This window comes from Allosphingosinicella vermicomposti (assembly GCF_003012815.1).
Taxonomy (GTDB): domain Bacteria; phylum Pseudomonadota; class Alphaproteobacteria; order Sphingomonadales; family Sphingomonadaceae; genus Allosphingosinicella; species Allosphingosinicella vermicomposti.
The window spans coordinates 1-24722 of record NZ_PXYJ01000001.1 but is presented as its reverse complement, the minus strand read 5'-3'; the positions used below and the strand labels follow the sequence as shown (position 1 = coordinate 24722).

The 24722-nt window shown below is 64.2% G+C and carries 23 protein-coding genes; 15 read left to right on the top strand and 8 right to left on the bottom strand.

Annotation, left to right across the window (positions count from 1 at the left end; translation table 11 throughout):
* Window positions 1–80 precede the first annotated feature (80 nt).
* On the top strand, window positions 81–1484 hold the full coding sequence (locus tag C7I56_RS00115; RefSeq protein ID WP_106638547.1) for an SLC13 family permease: 1404 nt from the start codon (window positions 81–83) through the stop codon (window positions 1482–1484).
* A 125-nt stretch (window positions 1485–1609) separates the two neighbouring features.
* Window positions 1610–2914, top strand: a complete 1305-nt coding sequence (locus tag C7I56_RS00110) for a cystathionine gamma-synthase family protein (protein ID WP_106638546.1) — start codon at window positions 1610–1612, stop codon at window positions 2912–2914.
* Between the two features lie 106 nt (window positions 2915–3020).
* Here the strand turns inward: C7I56_RS00110 and C7I56_RS00105 are convergent, their stop codons facing one another.
* On the bottom strand, window positions 3021–3731 hold the full coding sequence (locus C7I56_RS00105) for an HAD family hydrolase (RefSeq protein ID WP_106638545.1): 711 nt from the start codon (window positions 3729–3731) through the stop codon (window positions 3021–3023).
* Between the two features lie 87 nt (window positions 3732–3818).
* On the opposite strand from C7I56_RS00105, the gene C7I56_RS00100 reads away from it, so the two are divergent.
* The 4 genes from C7I56_RS00100 to C7I56_RS00085 are packed head-to-tail and all read left to right on the top strand — an operon-like array spanning window position 3819 to window position 7292.
* Window positions 3819–4928 (top strand): ABC transporter permease, encoded by a 1110-nt coding sequence (locus tag C7I56_RS00100; protein ID WP_106638544.1) that lies wholly within the window; start codon window positions 3819–3821, stop codon window positions 4926–4928.
* A complete protein-coding gene (locus tag C7I56_RS00095; RefSeq protein ID WP_106638543.1) occupies window positions 4925–5719 on the top strand; it encodes an ABC transporter ATP-binding protein in 795 nt (264 codons plus the stop codon). Before C7I56_RS00100 ends, C7I56_RS00095 begins: the two co-directional genes overlap by 4 nt.
* Window positions 5719–6702, top strand: a complete 984-nt coding sequence (locus tag C7I56_RS00090; protein ID WP_106638542.1) for an MlaD family protein — start codon at window positions 5719–5721, stop codon at window positions 6700–6702. The genes C7I56_RS00095 and C7I56_RS00090 overlap by 1 nt, the downstream gene beginning before the upstream one ends.
* On the top strand, window positions 6699–7292 hold the full coding sequence (locus C7I56_RS00085; protein ID WP_342587683.1) for an ABC-type transport auxiliary lipoprotein family protein: 594 nt from the start codon (window positions 6699–6701) through the stop codon (window positions 7290–7292). The genes C7I56_RS00090 and C7I56_RS00085 overlap by 4 nt, the downstream gene beginning before the upstream one ends.
* A gap of 117 nt (window positions 7293–7409) precedes the next feature.
* Here C7I56_RS00085 and C7I56_RS00080 read toward each other — a convergent pair whose 3' ends face one another.
* Complete coding sequence (locus tag C7I56_RS00080; RefSeq protein ID WP_106638541.1) at window positions 7410–8315, bottom strand: LysR substrate-binding domain-containing protein; 906 nt, start codon at window positions 8313–8315, stop codon at window positions 7410–7412.
* Window positions 8316–8610: 295 nt separating this feature from the next.
* On the opposite strand from C7I56_RS00080, the gene C7I56_RS00075 reads away from it, so the two are divergent.
* Window positions 8611–10914, top strand: a complete 2304-nt coding sequence (locus tag C7I56_RS00075; protein WP_106638540.1) for a CDC48 family AAA ATPase — start codon at window positions 8611–8613, stop codon at window positions 10912–10914.
* 87 nt (window positions 10915–11001) lie between these two features.
* Here the strand turns inward: C7I56_RS00075 and C7I56_RS00070 are convergent, their stop codons facing one another.
* Window positions 11002–12396, bottom strand: coding sequence for an MFS transporter (locus C7I56_RS00070; RefSeq protein WP_106638539.1), 1395 nt, complete (start codon window positions 12394–12396; stop codon window positions 11002–11004).
* Between the two features lie 122 nt (window positions 12397–12518).
* Between C7I56_RS00070 and C7I56_RS00065 the strand changes: the two genes are divergently transcribed.
* A complete protein-coding gene (locus tag C7I56_RS00065) occupies window positions 12519–13133 on the top strand; it encodes a class I SAM-dependent methyltransferase (protein ID WP_106638538.1) in 615 nt (204 codons plus the stop codon).
* A gap of 85 nt (window positions 13134–13218) precedes the next feature.
* Here the strand turns inward: C7I56_RS00065 and C7I56_RS00060 are convergent, their stop codons facing one another.
* Window positions 13219–14397, bottom strand: coding sequence for a phospholipase D-like domain-containing protein (locus tag C7I56_RS00060; RefSeq protein ID WP_106638537.1), 1179 nt, complete (start codon window positions 14395–14397; stop codon window positions 13219–13221).
* A gap of 123 nt (window positions 14398–14520) precedes the next feature.
* Between C7I56_RS00060 and rpoZ the strand changes: the two genes are divergently transcribed.
* From rpoZ to C7I56_RS00045, 3 genes are all read left to right on the top strand, one after another.
* The gene (gene rpoZ / locus C7I56_RS00055) at window positions 14521–14862 is read left to right on the top strand and encodes a DNA-directed RNA polymerase subunit omega (RefSeq protein ID WP_106638536.1); all 342 of its coding nucleotides are present in this window, start codon (window positions 14521–14523) and stop codon (window positions 14860–14862) included.
* Window positions 14863–14875: 13 nt separating this feature from the next.
* Entirely contained in the window at window positions 14876–15442 is a 567-nt protein-coding gene (locus C7I56_RS00050; protein WP_106638535.1) for a methylated-DNA--[protein]-cysteine S-methyltransferase, read from the top strand.
* A gap of 166 nt (window positions 15443–15608) precedes the next feature.
* Window positions 15609–16040 (top strand): nucleoside deaminase, encoded by a 432-nt coding sequence (locus C7I56_RS00045; RefSeq protein WP_199792293.1) that lies wholly within the window; start codon window positions 15609–15611, stop codon window positions 16038–16040.
* Between the two features lie 390 nt (window positions 16041–16430).
* Here C7I56_RS00045 and C7I56_RS00040 read toward each other — a convergent pair whose 3' ends face one another.
* A complete protein-coding gene (locus C7I56_RS00040) occupies window positions 16431–17108 on the bottom strand; it encodes a YiaD family glycine zipper/OmpA-like lipoprotein (protein WP_106638533.1) in 678 nt (225 codons plus the stop codon).
* 136 nt (window positions 17109–17244) lie between these two features.
* On the opposite strand from C7I56_RS00040, the gene C7I56_RS00035 reads away from it, so the two are divergent.
* Complete coding sequence (locus tag C7I56_RS00035; RefSeq protein ID WP_106638532.1) at window positions 17245–18573, top strand: hemolysin family protein; 1329 nt, start codon at window positions 17245–17247, stop codon at window positions 18571–18573.
* Between the two features lie 248 nt (window positions 18574–18821).
* On the opposite strand, the gene C7I56_RS00030 is transcribed toward C7I56_RS00035, so the two are convergent.
* The 3 genes from C7I56_RS00030 to purD all read right to left on the bottom strand — a co-directional run bounded on the left by C7I56_RS00030 (window position 18822) and on the right by purD (window position 21147).
* Window positions 18822–19352 carry an NADH-quinone oxidoreductase subunit E gene (locus C7I56_RS00030; RefSeq protein ID WP_106638531.1) on the bottom strand — a complete coding sequence of 177 codons (531 nt, stop codon included), beginning with the start codon at window positions 19350–19352 and terminating at the stop codon, window positions 18822–18824.
* 18 nt (window positions 19353–19370) lie between these two features.
* Window positions 19371–19808, bottom strand: a complete 438-nt coding sequence (locus tag C7I56_RS00025) for a hypothetical protein (protein ID WP_158702924.1) — start codon at window positions 19806–19808, stop codon at window positions 19371–19373.
* A 61-nt stretch (window positions 19809–19869) separates the two neighbouring features.
* On the bottom strand, window positions 19870–21147 hold the full coding sequence (purD, locus tag C7I56_RS00020) for a phosphoribosylamine--glycine ligase (protein WP_106638529.1): 1278 nt from the start codon (window positions 21145–21147) through the stop codon (window positions 19870–19872).
* Here purD and xseA point away from each other — a divergent pair.
* From xseA to C7I56_RS00005, 3 genes are all read left to right on the top strand, one after another.
* The gene (xseA, locus tag C7I56_RS00015; RefSeq protein WP_106638528.1) at window positions 21146–22603 is read left to right on the top strand and encodes an exodeoxyribonuclease VII large subunit; all 1458 of its coding nucleotides are present in this window, start codon (window positions 21146–21148) and stop codon (window positions 22601–22603) included. The two genes, purD and xseA, sit on opposite strands and share 2 nt — an antisense overlap.
* A 14-nt stretch (window positions 22604–22617) precedes the next feature.
* Complete coding sequence (locus tag C7I56_RS00010) at window positions 22618–22809, top strand: DUF2093 domain-containing protein (protein ID WP_106638527.1); 192 nt, start codon at window positions 22618–22620, stop codon at window positions 22807–22809.
* Window positions 22810–23018: 209 nt separating this feature from the next.
* Window positions 23019–24722, top strand: a 1704-nt coding sequence (locus tag C7I56_RS00005; RefSeq protein ID WP_158702923.1) for a TonB-dependent receptor, incomplete at its 3' end; no start/stop codon positions are given.

The following is a 24722-nucleotide window of genomic DNA, read 5'->3' as shown; positions in this document are numbered from 1 at the left end:
CCTCCCCATCGAGGGGAGGGCAATAGGCTAGCGCTCGATCGATACCTCTGGCACACCTTCCCAAAAATTAGGGGATGCCAATGACCGCACGTTTCGGTCTGTTCGGGGGCCTGGCCGTCTTCGCGCTTCTGTTGCTGCTGCCCGCGCCCGGCGGAATGCCGGTCACGGCCTGGCGTACCGTTGCACTCGTCATCCTGATGGCGACATGGTGGATGACGCAGGCCCTGCCACTCACCGCCACCGCCCTCCTCCCGTTTCTCGTTTTCCCCTTGTTCGGCGTGATGAGCGCCAACGAGATTGCGGGCGCTTATTATTCGCCCATCCTGTTCCTCGTCCTCGGCGGCGCGATGATCGCGCTGGCGATTGAACGGACGCGGCTCCATTGCCGCCTTGCACTCGCCATCGTGGCGCGCGGTGGCAAGACACCGGGAGGCCTCCTCCTCGCCTTCATGATCGCGACGGCGATCATCAGCCTCATCGTCTCGAACACCGCGACGACTTTGATCATGATCCCGATCGGCATGGCGGTGCTGCAAGCCGCCAACGTTAAAGACGGGGAGACGGACGGCTTTCCCGGCGCGCTCGTCATGGGCATCGCCTTTGCCGCGACGCTCGGCGGCTTCGGCACTCTCGTCGGCTCGCCCACCAACGCCATTGCGGCGGGGATCATCGAACGCAGCACCGGCCTCACCATCGATTTTCTGACTTGGTCGCTTTACGGCCTGCCGGTCGTCCTCATCTCGGTGCCGCTTTGCTGGCTGATCCTGATGCGGGTGCAAAAGGTCGGCGATCATGGCTTCGACACGACGGCGGCGCGCGAAGGGATCGGCAATGTCGGTCCCTGGTCGGTGGCGGAGAAGAGGCTGGTTCCGCTCGTTGCCACCGTCCTTCTCGGCTGGTTCGCTCTCCCCTTCCTGACGCCCTATGTGCCCGCAGGGACGTTGACCGACGGCGCCATCGCCGTGGCAGGCGCCCTTCTCCTCTTCGTCATTCCAGACGGAACGGGACGTCCGATCCTTGTCTGGGACGAGGCGAACCGCGCGCCCTGGGGCGTCATCATGATGTTCGGCGGCGGTCTGGCGCTCGCCACCGGAATCGAGCAATCGGGGCTCGCCGAATGGATGGGTGAGGCGATGAAGCCGCTCGCCGCCGTCCACTCCCTGCTTATCGCGATCGCGCTCACCGGCTTCGTCATCCTCGTCACCGAATTCGCGTCCAACGTCGCGGCGGCGAGCGGCATCATGCCGGTAGTGGCGGGCGTGATCGCGGCAACGGGCGTCGATCCGATCCTCCTCGCTCTCCCCGCCGCCTTCGCCGCGAGCTGGGGCTTCATGCTGCCGTCCGGGACCGGCCCCAATGCCATCGCTTGGGCGACGGGCCACATCGCCTTGCCGCGCATGCTGAAGACCGGCCTGCTGCTCGACATTGCGGGCGTCCCGATCATGGTCGGCACCGTCTGGGCCATTGCCGCTTTCGCCCTCTGAGGCTAGGAGAGCCACGGGCAACAGACCTCACCCCCCGGGGACGCTCTAACTTGAGCGGCCGGTGAGCCTGCCTCCTTTTCAAGGAGAGGCTCGGTCTCCACGCAAAACTGCACAAGGAGACAGACATGGCAGACGAATCCGACATCACCGGCGCAACGCCGCGCCGCCGCCCAAAGCCCGACGTCATCGAAATTGGCGGCCGCAAGTTAAAGCCCGCCACCTTGATGATGGGCCACGGCTTCGATCCGGCCCTCTCGGAAGGCGCATTGAAGCCACCGATCTTCCTCACCTCCACCTTCGTTTTCGAAAATGCGGCTGCTGGTAAGCGCCACTTCGAAGGCGTGACGGGCAAACGTCCGGGCGGCGCCGACGGCCTCGTCTATTCGCGCTTCAACGGCCCGAACCAGGAAATATTGGAAGACCGCCTCGGCGTCTGGGAGGATGCCGAAGACGCGCTCACGTTCTCCTCGGGTATGTCGGCCATCGCCACCTTGCTGATGACCTTCGTGAAGCCAGGCGACGTCGTCGTTCATTCCGGCCCGCTTTATGCGGCGACCGAAACCCTGATCGGCCGCATCTTCGGCAAGTTCGGCGTGCAGTGGCTCGATTTCCCGGCGGGCGCGACGAAGGAAGAGATCGAGGCAGTGGTCGCCAAGGCCAAGGAAATGGGCAATGTCGCGCTCATCTATCTCGAAAGCCCGGCCAATCCAACCAACCAGCTTGTCGACGTGCAGGCCGTTCGGGACGTGCGCGACGCGCTCTTCACCGCCGATGAAAAACCGCCCATCGCGATCGACAATACCTTCCTCGGGCCGCTTTGGTCGCGTCCACTCGATCATGGCGCCGATCTCAGCGTCTATTCGCTCACCAAATATGCGGGCGGCCATAGCGATCTCGTCGCGGGCGGCGTCGTGGGTTCGAAGGCGCTCATCACGCCCATCCGCATGATGCGCAACACGATCGGCACGATCACCGATCCCAACACCGCCTGGATGCTGCTCCGCAGCCTCGAAACGCTGGAACTGCGCATGAGCCGCGCGGGCGAAAATGCCGCCAAGGTCTGCGCCTTCCTGAAGGATCATCCGAAGGTCGAAAGCGTCGGCTATCTCGGTTTCCTCACCGAAGGCCGTCAGGCGGATATCTATCGCCGCCACTGCACCGGCGCGGGCTCGACCTTCTCGCTCTATCTGAAGGGTGGAGAGCGCGAAGCCTTCGCCTTCCTCGACGCGCTGAAGATCGCCAAGCTCGCCGTGTCCTTGGGCGGCACCGAAACCCTCGCCAGCGCTCCCGCCGCGATGACCCACCTCTCGGTCCCCGACGAACGCAAGAAGGCGATGGCGATCACCGACAACCTCGTCCGCATCTCGATCGGTGTCGAGGATGCCGAAGACCTGATCGCGGACTTCGACCAGGCTTTGGCGGCGATTTAACATTCGCCCGTTCGTACTGAGTAGGGGCTGAGCGAAGTCGAAGACCCGTGTCGAAGTACCTCCCCCATGGGAGCTCTTCGATACGCCGCTTCGGCAAGCTCAGCAGCTACTCAGGGCGAACGGCCTGAGTAGCTTCCTGCCTCTTCCGCCAATCCAGCACTTCCCACCCTTCAACCTCAGCCAGCCTTACCAGCCGGTCGTGCGCATTCGCCGCCACCGGCTCGTCCGACCAATGGTGGACGGGCGCGTCCGAAACGTGGTCGGAATAGAAGCGGATGTGGACGGCCTCACGGGTCAGTCCCTCACGCTCCAGCCAGGCCTGGATCATGGCGAGCTTTTCGTCGCCATAGCAGTTTCGCCCCTCGATCTTCGCCACGATCCGCCCGGCCGCATCCAGCCCCGTCTCGGTCGCGATCACGTCCGTGATGCCAAGCCGCTCGGCGATAGCCGCGGCGTAAAGGCGATAGGATGCGGTCGCCATCACCACCCGCCGCCCCGCCGCGCGGTCCGCCGCGATGCTCGCCCGCGCGCCGGGGAGAATGTTCGTCGCGACCTGCTTGTCGGCAAAGCTCTGGATCACTGGTTCCAGCCGTTCGGGCGCGATGCTGCGGCCGATGAGCAGGGTGTAATTGATCTCCTTCAGCCGCCCCCGGTCGATCAGCTTCGCGACATAGGCAAGCATCGACAGGATGACGAAGGGCATCAGGACCAACCGCCACGGCGCCAGCTGCCGCGCCGCGTGGATCAGGAACGGCGTATAGGTTGCGTTCCGGGTGATCGTCCGGTCCATGTCATAAATGGCGAGCGCTGATTTCATGTGGCCGCCGAAGCACAGGAACGCGCGATATGTCCACCCCCGGAACGACCTTGCCCGTTCACTGTTATTGGCGCAGTGTCCCGCCCGATGAGTGATATCGCCCAGTTTGAGGAAGTGACGGAAGACGGCCGCCAGGTGCTGCGCTTCTCCGGCCCTCTCACCTTGGCCCGGCTCGGCCGCCTGCCCGATCGCCTGAAGGAGGTGAGCGGACGCGGGATGCTGGTCGATGTCGGCGGCGTCGACCGGATGGATACGGTCGGAGCATGGCTGATCCACCGGCTGGTGCACGACAATGACGCGGAAGTGCGCGGCGCCGATGAGAGCACCTCTTTCCTCCTCCAGAATGTCGCTGCCGCCGACAAGCCTGCCAAGATCCGGCCCGACCGCCGCCCCGCCTTCGTGCAGATCATGGACCAGATGGGAACCGCGACGGCGCTAGCGGGCAAGACCATGCTCGGTCTGCTCGGTTTCTTTGGCGCGCTTCTCGTCACCACCTGGACAGTGATCAAGCGCCCGCGCCGGTTCCGCTTCAACGCGACGGTTCAACGTTTCGAAATTGTCGGCATCCATGCGCTCGGCATCATCGGCCTGATGAGCTTCCTCATCGGCATCGTCATCGCGCAGCAGGGCGCGGTGCAGCTTCGTCAGTTCGGCGCGGAAGTGTTCACCATCAACCTGATCGGCCGCCTCACTTTCCGCGAGCTTGGCGTGCTCATGACCGCCATCATGGTCGCGGGCCGTTCGGGCAGCGCCTTTGCCGCGCAACTCGGGTCGATGAAGCTTGCCGAGGAAGTGGACGCCATGCGCACGATCGGCGTGTCGCCGATGGAAGCGCTCGTCCTCCCCCGCGTCATGGCGACGGTGCTGATGATGCCGCTGCTCGGCTTCTACTCCGCCATCGTTGCGATTATCGGCGGCGGGCTCCTATGCTGGGTGTCGCTCGACATTCCGCCCGCCACCTTCATTCAGCGTATCCGTGAAGTGACGCCGATCACCGACGTCTGGATATCTCTCATCAAGGCGCCGGTCTTCGGCCTCATTATCGGTATTTCGGGCTGCTTCCAGGGGATGCAGGTCGAAGGGAATAATGAGGAAGTGGGGCTGCGCACCACCGCGGCGGTCGTGCAGGCGATCTTCCTCGTCATCGTTCTCGACGCATTTTTCGCGGTCTTTTTCTCGGAAGTGGGCTGGGTATGAGCCAGAATGGCGACAGCATCATCTCTGTGCGCGGCCTGAAAAACGCGTTTGGCGAGCAGGTCGTGCATGAAGGCCTCGACCTCGACGTGCGCAAGGGCGAGATTTTGGGTGTGGTTGGTGGCTCCGGCACCGGCAAGTCGGTGCTGATGCGGTCGATAATCGGCTTGCAAACGCCGCTCGCCGGGGACGTCACCGTCTTCGGTCAGTCGATGGTCGGACGCGATGAGACCGAAGCAAAGAATATCCGCCGCCGCTGGGGCGTGCTGTTCCAGGGCGGCGCGCTTTTCTCGACGCTCACCGTTGCGGAAAATGTACAAGTGCCGATCCGCGAGTTCTACCCGCGCATCGACAATCAGCTGCTCGATGAAATCGCGACCTACAAGATCGCGATGAGCGGCCTCGCGCCCGAAGCCGCGATGAAATACCCTTCAGAATTGTCGGGCGGCATGAAGAAGCGTGCCGGCATCGCCCGCGCGCTGGCGCTCGATCCTGAACTTCTCTTCCTCGACGAACCGACAGCAGGCCTCGATCCGATCGGCGCCGCGGCCTTCGATCAACTCGTCAAGGAATTGCAGAAAAACCTCGACCTCACGGTTTTTCTCATCACCCACGATCTCGACACTCTTTACGCCATTTGCGACCGCGTCGCGGTGCTGGCGGACAAGAAAGTGATCGCGGTCGGAACGATTCCGGAACTACTTGCTTTGGACCATGAATGGATTCAGGAATATTTCAGAGGGCCGCGCGGCCGGGCCGCCCAGGCGACCGAAACGGCAGAGGTTAGCGCCTGATGGAAAATAGATCGAACTATGTGATGGTTGGCGGCGTCGTGATGGCGCTGCTGGTGGCCGTCGTCATCTTCCTCATCTGGATCGCGAATGCAGGCAGCGACACGGAAAAGGAATATGACATCTTCTTCCGTCAGGGCGTATCCGGCCTCAACAAGGGGTCGGTCGTCAGCTATTCCGGCGTTCCTGTCGGCCAGGTTCGGCTCATCAGCCTGATGCCCAAGACACCCGAATTCGTCCGCGTCCGCATATCGGTCCAGGAAGACACGCCCGTTATCCAGGGCACGACCGCGACGATCAGCGGTGTGGGCTTTACCGGCGTGTCCGAAATCCAGCTTGAGCCGCCGCAGCGCAGCACCGCCGCTTCGGGCCGCGTCCCCCCGCCACTCGCCTGCCCGGAAAGCAATGCCGCCGCGCAATGTCCATTCGGTATGCCCGTCATCCCGACCAAGCCTGGCGGCCTCGGCGCCCTGCTCAACAGCGCGCCGCAGCTTCTGGAGCGGGTATCGACGCTGACCGAGCGCGTCACCGAACTGCTCGACGATGACAATCAGCAGTCGCTTGCCGCGATCCTCAACAATGTCGAGCGGATCAGCGGATCGCTGGCCGACCGTTCGCCTGAAATCGCCGCAACCTTGGCCGAAGCGCGCATCGCGATCCGCCAGGCGGGCGCCGCTGCCGAAGCGTGGGGGCAGACGGCAGGATCGGTGAACCAGCTTCTGAATGAAGAGGGCAAGCCGCTCATCAGCGATCTGCGCTCGACGATCCGCGCCGCCGAAAAGAGCATCACGGCGCTCGAAAGCACGATCAACGACGCGCGGCCGGGCGTTCAGAGCTTCTCCAAACAGACGCTTCCGGAAGTCGGCCAGCTCGTCCGCGACCTGCGCGAAACCTCCGACGCCCTCCGCTCGATCACGACCCGGATCGATCAGCAGGGCGCGGGCTCGATCATCGGTGAACCCAAATTGCCGGATTACAAAAAATGATGACCATCTTGCTCCGCGCTGCGGCGCCGCTTGCTCTCACTCTGGCCCTGTCCGGCTGCATCAGCTTCGGCGCCAAGCCGCCCGAATCCCTGCTGACGCTCACTGCCGAACAGGTGCGCGAACAGGGCACGACCCGCACCGCGCCGCAGGCGGAAACCGTAATCGTCTCCCCGCCGACGGTGCCGCAAGAGCTGCGCGTCACCCGCGTTCCGGTCCGCACCGGCGCGACGCAGATTGCCTATCTCAAGGACGCGCAATGGGTTGAGCCGCCAAGCACGCTCTTCGGCCGCCTCCTTACCGAACGGATCGCCGCGAGCGGACGGGTGGTGATCGACGCGCGCCAGACGACGTTCGAGCCGGGCGTCATCCTCACCGGCCAGCTTCAGGCCTTCGGCGTGGATGCGGACCGCCGCGAAGCCGTCATCGTCTATGACGCCGCACTTGCCGGCCCCGACAATGCCGTCCGCACCCGCCGCTTCGAAGCCCGCGCCCCGATGGCCGAGATCGACGTCGAACAGGCCGGACCCGCGCTCAATCAAGTGGCGAACCAGGTGGCAGGCGAAGTCGCGAGCTGGCTCAGCGGCGGCTGATCCCTCTCTCGTCATTGCGAGCGGAGCGAAGCAATCCAGCGTCCCGGAGCCTGGCCGCAAGATGGATTGCTTCGTCGCTCCGCTTCTCGCAATGACGAGGCTTGGGACGACCGGGCATCAAATGATCGGCGCCCCGCGCGCATTCTCGCCGCCGCTGAACAGCCAGTCGTGGAAGATCCGCACCGGCCGCCGCGCCATGGCAGACCGGCGGCAGGCGAACCAATAGCTGTAGGGACTATCCACCGCGACATCGAACAATTGCACCAGGCGCGGATCGTCCGTCCCTTTCAAATGGCTTTCGAGCATGAAGGCGACGCCCAGCCCTTGCGCGGTCGCGTCGAGAATGAGGTGACCGGAATCGAAATGGTCGATCGCCGCCGGTTGCAGATCCGGCATGCCGATCGCCTCCCGCCAATAGTTGAACGTTTCCGGGAGGTCGCGATGCAGATAGATGGTGACGCGCGCCAGCTGCGAGGGATCAGTGAGCGCCTCCGGCCCCTCCAGCATCCGGCGCGATCCGATCGCAATGATCCGGTTATCGTCCAGACGGCGCGAATAAAGGTTCGGATCGACATCCGCAGTCACCAGCGCGATCACCGCATCCAGCCCCTCGTCGAGCCGGGTGAGGAGCTGCGGCGCGGTGTCGATGTCGATATGAAGCTCCGGGTGAAGCGCGCGCAATTCGGGCAAGCGCGGCATCAGCCGCTGCGAGGCGAACAGCGGCAGCACGCCAAGGCGCAGGCGCATCAGCTCCCCCTCGCTCGATGCACGCTCCATGGCGATCGCCAGCGCGTCGATGGACGGCGCAATCTCGCGTAGCAGCCGCTCCCCGTCCGCATTCAGCATTACCGCCTGATGCCGCCGTTCGAATAAAGGACGCCCAACGAAGCGCTCGAGCGCCTGCACCCGCCGGCTGAGCGCGGGCGAAGACAAGGCCAGCGTCTCGGCCGCCGCCTTTACCGAACCCTGCCGCGCAACCTGAACGAATGCTTCAATCGCCGTCAGCGGCGGTAAGCGCCTCACGGATTTGCATTCCTTGCACTCTTGTGCACCGCACAAAAGCACGCCTCACGGTTTTCAGCCATTGTTAACGATCCCAATGGTTGCAATTTTTGCAATCGTATCATGTTTCTTCGCACTTGCACAATATATCGTTCTTGGCGACAAAGGTCGGGCCTTTCAGGCATCCTCTCCTAAAGACTTTTACGGGCTGGTCCTCACGGACCGGCCCTTTTTTTATTCCGGATGCGGACCTTCCCCGGTGGAAGCGCCGTTGACAATGCCTATCTCGCCTTAAGTTCAAGTGGAGAAAACAGGCATGGCCGACGAGGATGCGAACCCCAACCGGCTTCAGGTCGCGACGATGCGGCCGGACGACAGTGGACGGGGGCTCGCCCGCCTGCCGCGCGCGATGATGAACGCGCTGGGTTTGAGCGACGGCGACGTTATCGAAATTGTGGGCAAGCGTACGACGCCGGCACGCGCCGTTGGCCCCTATCCCGAAGACGAGGGCCTCGAAATCATCCGTTTGGACGGCCTTCAGCGCGCCAATGCCGAAGTCGGCTCTGGCGATTTCGTCACGGTCAGCAAGGTCGAATCGAAGCCTGCCCAGCGCATCGTCTTCGCGCCGGCTCAGAAGAATCTCCGACTGCAGGGGTCGGCCCAGGCCCTGAAGCGCAGCTTCGGCATGCGGCCCGTGACGGCGGGCGATGTCGTCGCAACGACCGGCCAACAGCAGGTTCAGCGCGGCGACCTCCCCGCCGAACTCCGCGCCATGCTGAACGCGCCCGCCTACGCGCTTCAGGAAATCCGCCTCACTGTGATTTCCACGGTGCCGAAGGGCATCGTCCATATCGACGCCTCAACCGAAGTCGAGCTTCGCCCCGAATATACGGAGGCTAAGGAAACCCGCCGCGCCGACGTCACCTATGACGATCTGGGCGGCATCGGCACGACGATCGACCAGCTTCGCGAAATGGTCGAGCTCCCGTTGCGCTACCCCGAAATCTTTGAGCGGCTCGGCGTCGATCCGCCCAAGGGCGTTTTGCTCCACGGCCCGCCCGGCACGGGCAAGACGCGCCTCGCCCGCGCCGTCGCCAATGAAAGCGATGCCGAATTCTTCCATATTGCCGGACCCGAAATCATGGGCTCGGCCTATGGCGAGAGCGAAAAGCGCCTGCGCGAGATTTTCGAGCAAGCGGGCGAAGCCTCCCCCTCCATCATCTTCATCGACGAAATCGATTCGATCGCGCCGAAACGCGGTCAGGTATCGGGTGAAGCGGAAAAGCGAATCGTCGCACAGCTTTTGACACTCCTTGATGGTCTCGAGCCGCGCCAGAACGTCATCGTCATGGCCGCCACCAACCGGCCCGAGGCGCTTGACGAGGCCCTCCGTCGCCCCGGCCGCTTCGACCGGGAGATCGTGATCGGCGTCCCCGACGAACGCGGCCGCCGCGAAATCCTCGGTATCCATACGCGCGGCATGCCGCTCGATCCGGAGATCAGCCTCACCGAACTTGCCCGCAAGACCTACGGCTTCGTCGGCGCGGATCTTGCCGCTCTCACTCGTGAAGCGGCGATCGAGGCGGTGCGCCGCATCATGCCGAAGATCAATCTGGAAGAAGGCACGATCCCGCCCGACGTGCTCGATACATTGTCCGTCGTGCGCGGCGATTTTGACGAAGCTCTGAAGCGCGTCCAGCCATCGGCGATGCGCGAGGTGATGGTGCAGAAGCCCAATATCCGCTGGGCCGATGTCGGCGGCCTGACCCGCGTCCAGAACCGCTTGCGCGAAGGTGTCGAACTGCCCTTAAAGGATCCCGAAGCCTTTCGCCGTCTCGGCATCCGTCCGGCCAAGGGCTTCCTCCTTTACGGCCCACCCGGAACCGGCAAGACCCTGCTCGCCAAGGCTGCGGCCCGTGAAGCGGAGGCCAATTTCATCGCCACCAAATCATCGGACCTCCTCTCCAAATGGTATGGCGAGAGCGAGCAGCAGATTGCCCGCCTCTTCGCCCGCGCGCGGCAGGTGGCACCGACCGTCATCTTCATTGACGAACTCGACAGCCTCGTCCCCGCGCGCGGCGGAGGCATGGGCGAGCCGCAAGTAACGGAGCGGGTGGTGAACACGATCCTCGCCGAAATGGACGGCCTGGAAGAATTGCAGTCGGTCGTCGTCATCGGCGCGACCAACCGCCCGAACCTCATCGATCCGGCCTTGCTCCGTCCCGGCCGCTTTGACGAACTCATTTACGTGCCGGTGCCCGAGCGCGAAGGCCGCCGCCACATATTGTCCATCCACACCCGCAACATGCCGCTCGCGCCCGATGTCGATCTCGACGATCTCGCGGCGCGGACCGAGCGGTTTACCGGCGCGGATCTTGAAGATCTCACCCGCCGCGCCGGCCTTCATGCGTTACGCGCGTCCATGGGCGCCACCCAGGTGACAAGAGCCGATTTCGAAACCGCGCTCGGCGAAACCCGCGCGTCGGTCACAGCGGAGATGGAGCGCGACTATGAAAAGATCGAACAGAGCATCAAGCAGGATGCGATGAGCAGCACCGGCATCGGCTTCATTTCCCCCGGCATGCTCACCCCCCGCAACGCGGAAAAGCACGAGGATTAAATATCCCCTCTCCCCTTCAGGGGAGAGGGTTAGGGAGAGGGGGAGTCGGGGACATTCGCGCGGTTTCCCACATCATCCCCCTCTCTCCTACTCTCTCCCCTGAAGGGGAGAGAGGGTTAGCCACCCGACCAACCCGATCATCACCGCTGCCGTCACGAAAAACGGCAGCGGCATCGCCACCCCGTAAAGCGCCACTCCAATCGCAGGCGCGGCAACATAAGCGACCCCGTTTACGGACGTCACCATACCCGCAACCGCATTCTGCTCGTCCACCGAGACGCCAAGCGAAGCACCACTCGTAAAGCCCGGACGAAACAGCCCGAACCCGACCGAAGCCAGCGCAAAGCCAAGCGTCAGGCCGTAAAGCTCCCCCGCAAGCCCCGTCACCACGGCGCCCGCAGCCGCAACCAAACTCCCCCACACGATCAGCGCGCGTGGCGGCAAACGCAGCTGCGGGATCAGCCACCATTGGGCGAGCAAAGCGGCCGCCGCGCCCGCCATCAGCACCACGGCGATCGACTGCTGCGCATGATCGATCGGCACAGCCAGCCGGTCGATGACGAGAAACCCGATCACCCCCAGCATCGCCGCCTGCCCATGCCCGCCAATGATCCCCGCCGCGAGCCAGGGGAAAACGCGCGGATCCCGCCAGCGAAGGCGAGATACCTTTTCATCAACCTCACCACCAACCCGCTCGTGTCGAGCAAAGTCGAGACGCGCATCCTCATTCTCGCCAACCGCTTCTCGACTGCGCTCGAAGCGAACGGTGGGGATGCCCTCGCGGGCCAAACTATCCCCGCTCGTCCCGCCCATCATCGGCTCTTCCACCAATTGTCCGAAGGCCGGGTTGCGGGGCGTATCGTCCGGTAGGCGCGTAACGATCGCCACCAGCACCAAAACCCCGATCCCGGCGAACACGATGAGCGGCCCCACCAGCCCAAGTGGTTCAAAGATAAACAGCGGCGCAACCGCAGGCCCGATAATCGTGCCAAGACCGAAGGAGGATGCGATGGCGGCCAGCGCGTTGGTTCGCTCCGGCCCGTCCGTCCGCGCCGCAATATAGGCCTGAACCGCAGGCGGTGCCGCCGATCCAAAGCCGCCATAAAGCGAGCGCCCGGTAATGAAGATGGCGAACACGATCAGCGGTCCGATCAGCCCGCTTATCCCTGCCGCCAGCGCAAGCCCGCAAACCAGCATCGCGGAGATGAATCCGGTAAGCCCGAGCCGCATCAGCGCCCGCCGCCCCCGCCGGTCCGCCTGCCGTGCCCAGCGCGGCGCCGTAACGACCCACAGCAAGGCCGAAAGGCTGAAGGCGACAGCGATCAAAAGATCGGGAATGCCAAGCTGCCGGCCGATCGCCGGAAGCAATGATTGCATCGCGGTATTGCCCGCCGCCGCAACCATCATGACTAGGAACAACAGGGCAAAGCGCTCGCGCGACAGGCCGAACCCCTTAACCTCCTTCTGGCGCATCGCATCCATCGTTCGCAGCGTCCTAAAAAGGCGGCAATCCGTCCCGCTCGCTCCGTCCCCGTCTACCCGCCCTTGCCATCGGGACGTTCCTTTGCCAACGCTAACCAATTCGATTGCTAAAAGGGTCCGCGATGAGTTTTTCTGCCGAACAAGCCCGTGAAGGTGCGGTCAAGCGCGCGCGTTTTGGCAGTCCGCAGCTTCAATTCCTGAAAGGTTTTGTGAAGCATCCGGTGATGGTCGGGTCGATCATCCCCTCTTCGCGCGCCCTTATCGACAAGATGCTCGCTCCGGTCGATTGGGCGAATTGCAAATTGTTCGTCGAGTATGGCCCCGGTGTTGGCACCTTCACGCAGCATATCCTCGAACGGATGGCACCTGACGCAACCCTGCTCGCCATCGATACGAATGCGGATTTCACCGATTTCCTCAACGCCAAGTTCACCGATGGACGTCTTGAAGCGGTGACGGGTTCGGCCGCGGACGTATGCAAGATCATCGCCGACCGCGGTTTCGATCACGCCGACTACATTCTTTCCGGCCTTCCCTTTTCCACCCTCCCGCCCGGCGTCGGCCCGCAAATCGCCGAGCAGACAGCGGCGGCCCTGCGCCCCGGCGGCGCCTTCCTGGTCTATCAATTCTCGCCGAAGGTCCGCGACTTCATCGCCCCGCATTTCGAGCGGATCGACAAGGGCTTCGAATGGTGGAACGTGCCCCCCGCCACCCTCTTCTGGGCGTGGAAGGATTAAGCCTTAAGTGCTCCTGCGAAAGCAGCAGGAGCCCAGATGAAGGGCTCGGCGCTGAGCTCCTGCCCTCGCAGAAGCACGAGGGTTCCTAACGCCCCTCCAGCCCGAAGTTCAGCCGTCGCGACACATTATAGTCGGCAATCGCGACGATGAAGTAGGCGAGCCCCCAGGTCAGCCGGTTCCACCAGCTGCGCCGCGCCGTGTGGCTCTCGCGCGTAATTTCGGCGCTGTCGGCAATCTCTCCGTCCACGTAGCTGCGCATCAGCCCGGCGAAGGCCGGATCCTCGACTCGCAGCATCAGCTCCAGATTCAGGAACAGGCTGCGCATATCGAAATTGGCCGATCCGATATGGACGGCATCGTCGACGATGACGAGCTTGGAGTGAAGCTTGGTCGGCTGATATTCGAACACCCGCACGCCCCGCCGCAGCAGCCGTGAATAGGTGTGCCGCGCCGCGCCCACCGTCGCGCGATTGTCGGATTTTGCCGCCGTCACCACCCGCGCCGCGCCCCCGCGCCGCGCCACGCCGGTGATCCGCCGCATCATCCCCTGGCTCGGTGCGAAATAGGCCGCGATCATGTCGAGCCGCCGCGCATGGAGCATGTCGCGCTTCACTGACCGTGCCCAGGGCGACAGCCGCCGCGTCGGTCCACCGAACAGCCAGCGCAAAGCCCCCTGATCCTCGCTATGCTGGCTGAGCAGTCGCCGCAGTTCGCGGATCCGCGCGCCTCGCCGTTTTGCCCAGGCGAAAAGGGCGTCGAAATAACCGGTGAGGCAGGTGACGCTCGGCCCCTCCACCATCAGGCCAAGGTCGCGCCACGCGCCATCGCCCACGTTGCCGAAATAATCGTCCGACACGTTAAAGCCGCCGATCATCACCCGCCGCCCGTCGGCGAGCGCCAATTTCTGGTGGTTGCGCAGCAGATAGCGCCGCCCCCATCGCGGCTGGAACCGGCAGAAACCGCATTCGCTCTCGATCAGCGGCTTGAAGAAATCGTCCCCCACATCGTCGCTGCCGAAACCGTCGATGAGCAGATGCACCTCCACCCCCCGCCCGCAGGCGCGCAGCACGGCGTCGCGCACCCGCCGCCCGGCCGCGTCATCCTTGAAGATATAATAAAGCAGGCGCAGCGATTCTGCCGCCGAATCGATAAGGGCGATCAGCGCGTCGAGCCGCCCCGGCCCTTCGGCCAGGAGCGTGAGGCGGTTGCCGTCGACATCGAGCGGATTGTCGAGCCGGAACGCGGGGGCGTGGGAATCGGCCATTCCCCCCGATGTATGCCATGCGCCGCCTGCTGCAACCCCTCGAAAATCTTGACATTGGCGGGCCGTCAGCCTAGACTGCGCCCTTTCCAAACCAGCTTTCTGGCTATTTGCGGAGCAGCTTTCATGGCGCGCGTTACCGTCGAAGATTGTGTCGACAAGATCCCGAACCGGTTCGATCTCGTTCTGCTGTCGGCGCAGCGGGCCCGCCAGATTTCGGGCGGCGCCGAACTGACGCTGGACCGCGATCGCGATAAAAATCCGGTCGTCGCGCTGCGCGAAATCGCCGAGCAGACGGTGAAGCCGAAGCATCTTGAAGAAGCTCTGGTCTCCGGCCTGCAGCGCGTCCAGATCGACGAAGACGAGGCTCCGGACGAAATCGGCTCGATCGCCGCGTCGGCCGAAGCGCTGCGCCTCACCGCCGCCGCGCCGCCGCGCAACACCAATCTCGCCGGCGATTACGAATAAGCGGACGGGGCCGATGACCGGTCCCGCCTTCGCTTTGTTCGGCACGCCGATCGGCACATGCGGCATCGTCTGGAAAGGCGGTGCCGTTGTCGCAACTGCGCTCCCCGATACGAGTCGCGGGGCTCTTGCCCTTAAGCTTCAACGCCGTTTTCCGGATGCGGCGGAGGCCGCCATGCCGCCCGCCATCGCGGCGCTGGCTGAAGCCATCATCGCCTTGCTTGGGCCAAGCGCGACCGAGCCCGATCCCTCCCTTCTCGATTTCTCTGGCGTCGATTCCTTCGAACGCCGCGTCTACGATGCCGCGCTCGCCATTCCGCGCGGTGAAACCCGCACTTATGGCGAACTCGCCGCCGCGATCGGTTCGCCCGGCGCCGCCCGCGCGGTCGGCCGCGCCCTTGGCCGCAACCCCTTCCCGATCATCATCCCCTGCCACCGTATCCTCGCAGCATCAGGCGGCAGCGGCGGCTTCTCCGCGCCCGGCGGCGCCCTCACCAAGATGCGCCTTCTCGACATCGAACGCGCCGCGTCCGGCGCCGCGCCGGGCCTGTTCGACATGCTTCCGTGGCAGGTCAAACCCTAAACCCTCATTGCGAGCATAACGAAGCAATTCAGTGGCTCGATTCTACCCGTCGTGTGGATTGCCGCGTCGCTACATTCCTCGCAATGACGAGCAGGCGACGCTCCCGCTTCCGCAGGAGCACAACTCCCCGTAAGACGAGGATATGCCCTTCCCGCTTCCGCCCCCCATGCGCCTGGCCCTCGACGAAGCCCTCGCCGCCGCGCAAGCGGGCGAAGTCCCGGTCGGCGCGGTCGTGACACGCGGCGATGAAGTCGTCGCGGTCGCGGGCAATGCCATGCGCGACCATCTCGACCCAACCGCCCACGCGGAAATCGTCGCGCTCCGCCGCGCGGGCGAGGCGCTTGGCACCTCGCGCCTCGATGAATGCGACCTTTGGGTGAGCCTGGAACCCTGCGCCATGTGCGCGGGCGCCATCGCGCTCGCCCGCATCCGCCGCCTCTATTTCGCCGCTACCGATCCAAAGGGCGGCGCGGTCCTGCACGGCCCGCGCCTCTTTGCGCAGCCAACCTGCCATCACGCTCCAGAAGTCTATCCCGGCATTGGCGAGGAAGAATCCGCCGCCATGCTCCGCGCCTTCTTCCACGAACGGCGCGCTTAATCGACCTTCACCATTCGGGTCAGGCTGAGGCGAAAAAGGTGCTTTTCGAGAACCGGCGCGCAGCCTACTTTAAGTAGGTGAGCACCGGAAGCGCAGAAAAGCGCCATTTGCAGCCCGGCCTCACCCGAATGAAATGAAAGGGCCGGCACCAATGGCGCCGGCCCTTCCGAGACAGGATGGGATGTTCCCGTCTGGCGCGGGCCCCTGTCACAAAAGTGACGTCAAGGCAAGACCTTTGCGCGTCCGGAATGATTGGAGAGTGAAGCATCAAAAGCCCTCCCCCTCGATGGGGGGAGGGTTGGGTGGGGGTGATGCTTCCGGAGTAGGCTTTGCCCTACGCCATAGATCACCCCCAACGCATCCCTCTCCATCAAGCGGCAGGGGATAGCCTCAAACACCCGAACCCTGAACCGGCACCACGCGGATCTCGACACGCCGGTTCGCTTGCTTGCCCACTTCCGTCGTATTCTCCGCAATCGGGCGGCTCGAACCAAAGCCCTGCGTCGCGATCCGCGCCGGATTAACGCCGCGCGCGATCAGGTAATTGCCAACCGCCTGCGCCCGGTTCTGCGACAGCGGGATGTTGATCGCGTCGCTGCCGGTCGAATCGGTGTGGCCATAGACGTCGATCAGCGTAGAAGGGAAATCGGCCAATGTGCGTGCCACTTCATCGAGCGTCGGCTGGAATTGCGGCTGAACCGCATAGCTGTTCGTCGCAAAGGTAACGCCCGCCGGCATACGAAGCAGAAGCTCGTCGCCCACCCGGTCGACTTCCACGCCCGAACCCGCGGTCTGCTCGCGAATGCGCTGTTCCTGGCGGTCCATATAGGCGCCGATTCCCGCGCCCGCGATCGCGCCGATGCCCGCGCCGACGATCTTTTCGGTGCGGTCGTTGCGCCCGCCGATCAGATCGCCGCCCAGATAGCCGCCGATGACGCCCAGCCCCGCGCCGATCGCGGCCTTGGAAATGGTGCGCTCGCCCGTCACCGGATCGGTAACGCAAGCCGCGGTGGAGGCGAGGAGGGCGGCGCCCATGGCGATGCCCGCGAAACGCTTGGCTGGGATCATGATAATCCTTCCTTTGCAATCGGATATGATGGTCGATGGCGTGGGAACCGCCGGGCTCCCGCCCCGGTTCCATTGAGGGGGCGTTACGAACGCATTGCCCGATGAACGATTTGGCGGCTAAGATCGGATTTCCATCATGGCACCGTCTCCCCCCCTCACGCCCTTCCCCTGGTTCGACGTCGTCGTCATCCTGGGCCTTGTCATCCTGAATGGCCTCTTCGCCATGTCGGAACTCGCGATCGTCTCGTCGCGCGCGCCGCGGCTCAAGGCCATGGCCAAATCCGGCAAGAAGGGCGCGCAGATCGCGCTCGATCTCGCCGCCGATCCCGGCCGGTTCCTGTCCGCCGTGCAGATCGGCATCACGCTCATCGGTATCCTTGCGGGCGCTTATTCCGGCGCCAGCCTTGGCGGGCCGGTCGCAGAACGCCTCATGCGTTTCGGCCTCGAACCGGAAACCGCCGAAACGGTGGGCTTCACCATCGTCATCGTGCTCACCACTTACGCTTCGTTGGTGATCGGCGAGCTTGTGCCCAAGCAATTCGCGCTCCGCAGGCCCGAAGCCATCGCCGCGCTCGTGTCCACCCCCATGCTATGGATGGCCCGCATCACCGCGCCGTTCGTCTGGATCCTCGACAAGACGACTGGCCTCGTTTTCGCCCTGTTCGGCCTCAAGCGAGATAGCGAGGACAAGGTGACGGCGGAGGAACTCCATCTCGTGGTCGCCGAAGCCCATAGCGCAGGCATTTTGGAGGAAAACGAGCGCGCCATCATCTCAGGCGTCATGCGTCTTGCCGACCGCCCGACCCGTGAAGTCATGACGCCGCGTACCGACGTCGACTGGATCGATATAGACGCGGCGCCGGACGCCGTGCGCGAACACCTGCTCCGCACCCCCCACAGCCGCATCGCCGTTGCAGAAGGGTCGGTGGACAAGGTGGTCGGCGTGATCGAGGCGCGCGATGTCGCCACCTGCCTTCTCGCCGGCCAGCCCCTGAACCTGCGCACCTTGATGCGCGAGGCGCCGGTGGTGTCCGATCAGATGGGCGCGATGGACACGCTCGCCGTGCTTCAGTCCGCCGAAGTGCCGATCGCCTTCGTCCACGACGAATATGGCCACCTTGACGGCATCGTCACGCCCGCGGACCTCCTCGCCGCCCTTGCGGGCAATTTCCTCTCGGACCTCGACGTCGACACCGATCCGCCGCTTGTCGAGCGCGAAGACGGCAGCTGGCTCGTCTCAGGCTCCGCCTCGGCCGACCTGCTCACCGACCGCCTCGGCATGCCGCTCCCGGAAGAACGCGACTTTTCCACCGTCGCGGGCTTCGCTTTGTCGGTGCTGAAGCACATCCCCGAAGTCGGCGAACGCTTCAGCCACGGCAATTGGCGCTTCGAAATCCTCGACATGGACGGCCGCAAGATCGACAAGATCCTGGCAATGGAAAACGTCAGGGGAAGGCGCCCCTAATAAAAGTCCCTCTCCCCTTGCGGGAGAGGGATTAGGGAGAGGGGTATGGCTGAGGGCGCTCGATGCGCCTGAAGACATCTTAGGCTCGCTAGCGCCCACACCCTCTCTCCCCTTCAGGGGAGAGAGTTGGAGAGAGGGGAATGACGTGGGAGAAACGTGCAGACGTCCCCGACTCCCCCTCTCCCAGCATCGAGGCGGCTTTTGGTCTTGTCCGGGGGACAAGACTGCCGAGAGGAGCTTGCGGAGCCTTACGCCCCGCCCAACTTCCCGAACTTCGCCTCAAACCCATCCCGGTCGCCGCGCGCCAGATAATGCGCCTGATCGACCAGCCGGTCCCGCGCGATCCGCCCGGAAAAGGCGCCGAGCTTGCCGTCCAGCACTTCGATCTCGCCCGCGCTCAGGCGTGAAATTTGCTCGAACCGCGTGATCCCATTTTCGTTGAGCAAAGCCGCGAACTTCGGGCCGACTCCCTTCATCGTCTGCAGATTGTCGGGCGGGCCTTCCGCGCCGGGCAGTTCGGCATGAGCCTCGACGCCCATGAAATGCCCCGCAACATCGGTCGCCGCCGCTGCGCCTTCGTCGATCAGGCCATTGCCCTCGCGCGTATCGGGCGCAGTGCGGGCAAGTGGTGCGGGCTCCGGCCTGGATTCGACCGGCGGCACCTTCGTCTCGACGCGGGGCGCGGCCTTGCGGCGGAAGATCCACCACGCGACCGCGATGCCCAGCACCAGGACGATCAGGATCGGAACAAGATTGTTTTCGGCAAGCAAGGTCATCATCTTCCCCTTGGACTGAAATCAATAAAGGCCGTCGTCGTCGCGGCGGCGCCCGAACAGCAGCCAGCCAAGACCCAATCCGGCCAGATAGGCGATGGCGACGAGGATCAGCAATTCGGCGAGGAGCGGCATCGCGGTGGGTGCGCCGCCCGCATCGTCGGCCCAGTGATAGCCGGAAATCCCTTCGATCTCCGCCACCCAGTCGTTAATTCCTTTGAGCTCGCCCTGCCCTTCGCGCTGGAAAGCGTCGGCCGGGCCGGAGAGCGTCGCATGCCGGGACAGCGGATCGTGACCCAGGCGGACGGTGACGCCCGGCACATTGGTCTGCGCCACCGCGGCCTGCGCCTGCCGCTCCAGTCCGTCGACGAAACGCGCGCCGGCGCCAAGCGGCCCGTGATGGAGCCAGCCGATCAGCAAGGCGGCGGCAAGGCCGATCGCGAATTTCACCCATCCCGACATGATGCTCTCCTCCCGTTTCGGCACGGTATCGATTGGCTGAACGCTTGGGGCAAGCCCCGGTTCACCCCGCTTGTTTCTCCCGTGCCACTTCGCGCCAGCCGATATCGCGTCGGTAAAAGCCGCTCGGAAAGTCGATCGCGGCAACCGCCTTATAGGCCGCTGCCTGCGCGGCATGGATCGTCGCGCCTCGTGCCGTCACATTGAGAACACGTCCGCCACTCGCGACGAGCCGCCCGTCCGCCAACGTGGTGCCGGCGTGGAAGACCTTCGCGCCATGTACGCGCTCGAGTCCCGCAATCGCGCCGCCCTTGTCCGGCGTGCCCGGATAGCCCTTCGCCGCCATCACCACGGTGAGCGCGGCATCGTCCGAGAAACGCGGCGCTTCCGCTTTGCCAAGCTCGCCCTTCGCGGTTGCCAGCATCAGTGCGAGCAGATCGCTGTCCAGCCGCATCATCAGCACCTGGCATTCGGGGTCCCCGAACCGCGCATTATATTCGATGAGCTTCGGGCCCGCCTCAGTGAGCATCAGTCCGGCATAGAGCACACCCGAAAAGGGCGTGCCTTCGGCCGCAAGCGCATCGACGGTCGGCTGGACGATCCTGTCCAACACTTGCCGTTCGAGCTCCGGCGTCAGCACGCGGGCCGGGCTATAGGCGCCCATGCCGCCCGTATTGGGGCCAGTGTCGCCGTCGCCGACGCGTTTATGATCCTGCGCCGATCCGAACGGCACCACGCTCTTCCCGTCAGTGATCGCGAAGAAGCTCGCTTCCTCGCCGGTCAGAAACTCCTCGATCACCACCGACGAACCGGCCTCGCCGAACGCGCCGTCGAACATCGTGTCGAGCGCGGCCCTCGCCTCTTCGGTTGTCTCCGCGATGATTACGCCCTTGCCCGCCGCAAGCCCGTCCGCCTTGATCACCACGGGGAGACCAAAGTCCGGAAGCGCGGCCTCCGCTTCGGCCTTGCTCGCCGCGCAAACGAAGCGCGCAGTCGGAATATCGTGCCGCGCGCACAGCTCTTTTGTGAAGCCTTTCGACCCTTCAAGCTGTGCGGGCACCTTATTTGGCCCGAAAACCAGGATATTTTGCGCGCGAAGCGTGTCGGCAAGGCCGTCCACTAAGGAGGCTTCGGGTCCGATCACCACCAATTCCACCGCGTTTTCGCGGCAAAATGCGGTGATTTCGTCGTGTTTTGAAGGGTTCAGCGCCACGATCCGCGCCTCCTGCCCTATCCCCGGATTGCCCGGTGATGCATATAGCTGGGTGAGCAGCGGCGATTGCGCGATCTTCCACGCCAGCGCATGTTCGCGCCCGCCGGAGCCAAGCAACAGGACGTTCATGACCGATTTCCCTTCCGATGATTTCGGGCTGTTAGCAACCGATACGCCCGGCGACAACGCGCCCGCTCTCTCTGTCTCCGAATTGTCCGGCGCCCTGAAGCGAACGGTGGAGGACGCCTTCGGTCACGTCCGGGTCCGCGGCGAGATTTCCGGCTGGAAGCGCGCCGCCTCTGGCCATTGCTACCTCTGCCTGAAGGACGACAAGGCCGTCCTCGACGGCGTCATCTGGAAAGCCGTCGCGGGCGCGCTCCGTTTCCGTCCCGAGGACGGGATCGAGGTCGTCGCGACCGGCCGCCTCACCACCTATCCCGGCCGCTCCCGCTACCAGATCGTGATCGACCGGCTGGAGCTTGCCGGGCAAGGCGCGCTCATGGCCCTCCTCGACAAGCGTCGCCAGGCGCTCGCCGCCGAAGGGCTGTTCGACGCCGCCGCCAAGAAGCCCTTGCCCTTCATGCCCAAGGTGATCGGCGTCGTCACCTCGCCCACCGGCGCCGTCATCCGCGACATTCTCCACCGGCTTGAGGATCGCTGCCCCACCCATGTCGTCGTCTGGCCCGTCGCCGTGCAGGGCGAAGGCGCTGCCGAACAGGTCGCCGCTGCCGTACGCGGTTTCGATGCCGCCCGGCCGGGTGGCCCCGTTCCTCGCCCCGATCTCGTCATCGTGGCGCGCGGCGGCGGCTCGATCGAGGATCTTTGGGCCTTCAACGAGGAAGCGGTCGTGCGCGCCGTCGCCGATTGTTCGATCCCGATCATCTCGGCCGTCGGCCACGAAACGGACACCTCGCTCTGCGATTTCGCCGCAGACGTCCGCGCACCGACGCCCACCGCAGCCGCCGAAATGGCCGTCCCCGTCCGCGCCGAACTCGCCGCCTTGGTCGCCGATCTCGGTGCTCGCGCCGCCCGCTGCACGCACCGCACCCACGAACGCGCCGCCGAACAGCTCGCCAACTGCCTCCGCCATTTCCCGGCCCGCGACGATCTCCTCGCCCCGCAGCGCCAGCGGCTGGACGAACTTTCCGAGCGCCTGCCCCGCGCCCTGTCTGCCCGCCTCGGTCACGCCCGCGCCGATCTCGGCCATGCTGCAGGAGCATTGCGCCCGGCCCTACTCACCGCCCGCCACGCCCGCGCCGCCGACCGGCTCGCGTCCGTCCGCCTCGACGGCCAGATCATTCTCCGCAAGATCGCCGAGGGCGACCGCGCCGTGAAAGCCTTATGGCGCGTCGCCGAGCTAGCGCACCCCAACAAGCCGCTCGAAAAAGGCTATGTCCGCGTCGAAGACCGGAGCGGCCATGTCCTCACAGCCGCAGCCGCCGCACGCGCGGCCCGTCACTTCACCCTGATCTTCGCCGACGGCCGCGTGGACGCTGAAGTCGCGGGGGCTGCCAAGTCACCCGTTGAGCGTGCGCGCCGCGCTAGCTATTCACAGGACAAACCTGAGCAACCGAAACTTTTCTAAGGATTTTGAAGTCTATGCTGATGGCCAACGCCGACCGCCCCGCGAAGGTGCACTATCTAGACGGCACGTTCCGCCTTTTATCGTCAGGCGATCACGTATTGTGCGCCGTCACCGGGCGAAAGATCCCCCTGGACCAGCTTCGTTATTGGAGCGTGAGCAAGCAGGAAGCCTATAGCTCCTGTGAGCTCTCCTGTCAGTCTCAATGAAGGAGCGCTGATTCCCCATCTGGGGTACAGTATCGCTGGAATGCCCAACTGTGACATTTCTGAGACAGTGGACAATGTCCACGACATGGATCGCCGACGACAGCTTTACAACAGGCGTACTTTAGAGGCAGCTTTCGCCCCGCAGCCGGAAAACCGGCGCCAAAACAGCGCAGCTCAAGAAGAAGAGCGCGTCCACATAGGGGTGAAATATGACGAATCTCCACACCAGGATTCTGCGTGGCAGCACGGCTTTGACCGCGGTTGCCCTTTTCGGCGCGAGCTTTGCCGCGCCCGCTTTTGCGCAGGATGCAACCAACACGCCGGGCGCCCAGACGACCGAGCAAGGGGAAGAGCAGACGCCGGCTCCGGTTCCCAACACTAACACCGGCAACACCGAAGAAGAAATCGTTGTTACCGGTACGCTGTTCCGTGGCACGACGTCGGCAACCGTTTCTCCGATCACGGTTCTCACGACCGAAGCCATTGACCAGCGCGGCCAGAACACGATCCAGGATGCGATCCAATCGCTCGCATCGAACAACGGCCCGGCACTGACCAACTCCTTTACCGCCAACGGCGCCTTTGCCGCCGGTGCATCGGCCGTGTCGCTCCGTGGTCTTTCGACCAACTCGACGCTCGTGCTGTTCGATGGCCAGCGCGCCGCTTATTATCCGCTCGCCGACGACGGTTCGCGCAACTTCGTCGACTTGAACACCATTCCTGACGATATCGTCGACCGCATCGAAGTGCTGCGCGACGGCGCTTCGTCGACCTACGGCGCGGACGCCATCGCCGGCGTGGTCAACATCATCACGAAGCGCGAATTCCAGGGTATCAGCGGCCGCGCCGAAGCCGGCATCTCGCAGGATGGCATCGCCGCCAACCAGCGCCTCAGCCTGACGGCCGGCATGGGCGATCTCGATGAAGACGGCATGAATGCCTATATCAGCGGCTTCTGGTTCAATTCGGACGGCGTCTACAACCGCGAATTGCCCTATCCGTACAATTCGGATGACGAAACCGGCATCTGCTTCGATGGCGAATGCGGACCGAACAACATCGTCAACTCACGCGATCCGATCACCGGCGAGCTGGAAGGCTTCCTGATCGGTTATGATTCTTACGTTCGCCCGTACGATGCGACGAACACCACAGCGCTTGGGCGCTACGAATTGCTCAATCCGGCAGCGGGCTGCCAATATGGCGATGGCTATTTCCTGACTCCGTCGGAAATCGCGGCCAATGCTCCGGCGCCCGCAGCGACGCAGGTCTGCACCGTCGACATCACGAAGCAGTTCGGCGTTGTTTCTCCGAATATTGAACGCTTCGGCGGCTCGGGCCGCTTCACCGCGCGTCTCGGCGACACTGCCGAAGGTTATGTGATGGTGAACTTCCAGCAGAGCACGGTTGACTATACCGGCTTCCCGCCCGTGGTTCGCGGCGCGGCCAATGCCGGTATTCTTTACCGTCCCTTCTCTACTGCGGCTGGCCCGGCTGCCAACCTCGCCCCGGGATCGTTCCCGTTGACCCTTCCGGTCTATGTCTGCCCGACGGGCGTTGGCGATGCTTCGGGCCTCAACACCGGGTGTACGGCAACGACGCCGGGCGCGACGCTCAATCCGAACAACCCGTTCGCAGCTCAAGGGCAGGTCGCGCGGTTTATCGGCCGTCCGATCCAGGATCCGACCTACAACGAAACCCGCAGCCGCGTGTATCGTGTTGCCGCCGGCGTCACCGGCACCTTGCTGGAAGATTGGGACTATCGCGTCGACCTGACGGCGATGCATAACGATCTGCGTCGCACGCAGACCGGCTATGTCTATATCGCCAACCTGCTCACGGCGATTGCCCAAGGTACGTTCAACTTCGTCGATCCGAGTGCGAACACTCAGCAGCAGATTGATTTCGTCTCC

Bases quoted from the DNA above. Each gene is read 5' to 3' on its own strand.
- C7I56_RS00115 (WP_106638547.1), top strand. From the start codon at position 81: ATGACCGCACGTTTCGGTCTGTTCGGGGGCCTGGCCGTCTTCGCGCTT.
- C7I56_RS00110 (WP_106638546.1), top strand. From the start codon at position 1,610: ATGGCAGACGAATCCGACATCACCGGCGCAACGCCGCGCCGCCGCCCA.
- C7I56_RS00105 (WP_106638545.1), bottom strand. From the start codon at position 3,731: ATGAAATCAGCGCTCGCCATTTATGACATGGACCGGACGATCACCCGG.
- C7I56_RS00100 (WP_106638544.1), top strand. From the start codon at position 3,819: ATGAGTGATATCGCCCAGTTTGAGGAAGTGACGGAAGACGGCCGCCAG.
- C7I56_RS00095 (WP_106638543.1), top strand. From the start codon at position 4,925: ATGAGCCAGAATGGCGACAGCATCATCTCTGTGCGCGGCCTGAAAAAC.
- C7I56_RS00090 (WP_106638542.1), top strand. From the start codon at position 5,719: ATGGAAAATAGATCGAACTATGTGATGGTTGGCGGCGTCGTGATGGCG.
- C7I56_RS00085 (WP_342587683.1), top strand. From the start codon at position 6,699: ATGATGACCATCTTGCTCCGCGCTGCGGCGCCGCTTGCTCTCACTCTG.
- C7I56_RS00075 (WP_106638540.1), top strand. From the start codon at position 8,611: ATGGCCGACGAGGATGCGAACCCCAACCGGCTTCAGGTCGCGACGATG.
- C7I56_RS00070 (WP_106638539.1), bottom strand. From the start codon at position 12,396: ATGGATGCGATGCGCCAGAAGGAGGTTAAGGGGTTCGGCCTGTCGCGC.
- C7I56_RS00065 (WP_106638538.1), top strand. From the start codon at position 12,519: ATGAGTTTTTCTGCCGAACAAGCCCGTGAAGGTGCGGTCAAGCGCGCG.
- C7I56_RS00060 (WP_106638537.1), bottom strand. From the start codon at position 14,397: ATGGCCGATTCCCACGCCCCCGCGTTCCGGCTCGACAATCCGCTCGAT.
- rpoZ (WP_106638536.1), top strand. From the start codon at position 14,521: ATGGCGCGCGTTACCGTCGAAGATTGTGTCGACAAGATCCCGAACCGG.
- C7I56_RS00050 (WP_106638535.1), top strand. From the start codon at position 14,876: ATGACCGGTCCCGCCTTCGCTTTGTTCGGCACGCCGATCGGCACATGC.
- C7I56_RS00045 (WP_199792293.1), top strand. From the start codon at position 15,609: ATGCGCCTGGCCCTCGACGAAGCCCTCGCCGCCGCGCAAGCGGGCGAA.
- C7I56_RS00040 (WP_106638533.1), bottom strand. From the start codon at position 17,108: ATGATCCCAGCCAAGCGTTTCGCGGGCATCGCCATGGGCGCCGCCCTC.
- C7I56_RS00035 (WP_106638532.1), top strand. From the start codon at position 17,245: ATGGCACCGTCTCCCCCCCTCACGCCCTTCCCCTGGTTCGACGTCGTC.
- C7I56_RS00030 (WP_106638531.1), bottom strand. From the start codon at position 19,352: ATGATGACCTTGCTTGCCGAAAACAATCTTGTTCCGATCCTGATCGTC.
- C7I56_RS00025 (WP_158702924.1), bottom strand. From the start codon at position 19,808: ATGTCGGGATGGGTGAAATTCGCGATCGGCCTTGCCGCCGCCTTGCTG.
- xseA (WP_106638528.1), top strand. From the start codon at position 21,146: ATGACCGATTTCCCTTCCGATGATTTCGGGCTGTTAGCAACCGATACG.
- purD (WP_106638529.1), bottom strand. From the start codon at position 21,147: ATGAACGTCCTGTTGCTTGGCTCCGGCGGGCGCGAACATGCGCTGGCG.
- C7I56_RS00010 (WP_106638527.1), top strand. From the start codon at position 22,618: ATGCTGATGGCCAACGCCGACCGCCCCGCGAAGGTGCACTATCTAGAC.